Origin of the sequence: Staphylococcus sp. MB377 (assembly GCF_001922505.1) — a bacterium.
GTDB lineage: Bacteria > Bacillota > Bacilli > Staphylococcales > Staphylococcaceae > Staphylococcus > Staphylococcus haemolyticus.
Genome location: NZ_MAON01000038.1, coordinates 1 through 1,870, shown reverse-complemented (window position 1 = coordinate 1,870; position 1,870 = coordinate 1). Strand labels below are relative to the sequence as shown.

Here is a 1,870-nt window from a genome sequence, read left to right as displayed (position 1 = left end):
CAAGCGCAGCGAATAGTGAACCAAATAATGTGGCATTATTTTGAGCATCATTACCAGTATCTGGTAACTCTTTATTATTTGGTTTATCTGCTTTGTCATTATGATCTTTATCGGCATCTGAGTCAGCGTCTGCGTCTGCATCTGCGTCGCTATCTGCATCTGCATCACTGTCCGCATCTGCGTCACTATCGGCATCTGCATCGCTATCTGCGTCTGCATCTGCATCTGAATCTGCGTCTGCATCTGAGTCAGCATCTGAGTCAGCATCTGCATCTGAATCTGCGTCTGCGTCTGCATCTGCATCTGCATCAGCATCTGCGTCTGCATCTGAATCTGCGTCTGCGTCTGCGTCTGCATCTGCGTCTGCATCTGCATCTGCGTCTGCGTCTGCATCTGAGTCAGCATCTGCGTCAGCGTCTGCATCTGCATCTGAATCTGCGTCAGCGTCTGCGTCGCTATCTGCATCTGCATCTGCGTCTGAATCTGCATCTGCATCTGCGTCAGCATCTGCGTCTGAGTCTGCGTCTGCATCTGCGTCGCTATCTGCATCTGCATCACTGTCCGCATCTGCGTCACTATCGGCATCTGCATCGCTATCTGCGTCTGCGTCAGCGTCTGAATCTGCGTCTGCATCTGAGTCAGCATCTGAGTCAGCATCTGCATCTGCGTCTGCATCTGAGTCAGCGTCTGCATCTGCATCTGCATCTGCGTCTGCGTCTGCATCTGCATCAGCATCAGCATCTGCGTCTGCATCTGCATCTGCGTCAGCGTCTGCATCTGCGTCAGCGTCTGCATCTGCGTCAGCGTCTGCATCTGAGTCAGCATCTGCATCTGAATCTGCGTCTGCATCTGAATCAGCGTCTGCATCTGAATCTGCGTCTGCATCTGCGTCAGCGTCTGCATCTGCGTCAGCGTCTGCATCTGCGTCTGAGTCTGCGTCTGCATCTGAGTCAGCATCTGCATCTGAATCTGCGTCTGCGTCTGCATCTGCGTCAGCATCTGCGTCTGCGTCAGCATCTGCGTCAGCGTCTGCATCTGAATCTGAATCTGCGTCAGCGTCTGCGTCGCTATCTGCATCTGCATCTGCGTCTGAATCTGCGTCTGCATCTGAGTCAGCATCTGCATCTGCGTCTGCGTCTGCATCTGAGTCAGCATCTGCGTCTGAGTCTGCGTCTGCATCTGAGTCAGCATCTGCATCACTGTCCGCATCTGCGTCACTATCGGCATCTGCATCGCTATCTGCGTCTGCATCTGCGTCAGCATCTGCGTCTGCATCACTGTCCGCATCTGCGTCACTATCTGCATCTGCATCTGAATCTGCGTCTGCATCTGAGTCTGCGTCTGCATCTGAGTCAGCATCTGCATCTGAATCTGCGTCTGCATCTGAGTCAGCATCTGAGTCAGCATCTGCATCTGAATCTGCGTCTGCATCTGAGTCAGCATCTGCATCTGAATCTGCGTCTGCATCTGAGTCAGCATCTGCATCTGAATCTGCGTCTGCATCTGAGTCAGCGTCTGCATCTGCGTCTGCGTCTGCATCTGCATCTGCATCAGCATCTGCGTCTGCATCTGCATCTGCGTCTGCGTCTGCGTCTGCATCTGCGTCTGCATCTGCATCTGCATCTGCGTCTGCATCTGAATCTGCGTCTGCATCTGCGTCTGCGTCTGCATCTGCATCTGCGTCAGCGTCTGCATCTGAGTCAGCATCTGCATCTGCATCTGCGTCTGCGTCTGCATCTGCATCTGCGTCTGCGTCTGCATCTGAGTCAGCATCTGCGTCAGCGTCTGCATCTGCATCTGAATCTGCGTCAGCGTCTGCGTCGCTATCTGCATCTGCATCTGCGTCTGAATCTGCATCTGCATCTGCGTC

At 53.6% G+C, this 1,870-nt stretch carries 1 pseudogene; it reads right to left on the bottom strand.

Annotated elements, in window-relative coordinates:
* Positions 1 to 1,870 (bottom strand): annotated as a pseudogene (locus tag BB045_RS11880) (hypothetical protein); the annotation flags it as partial.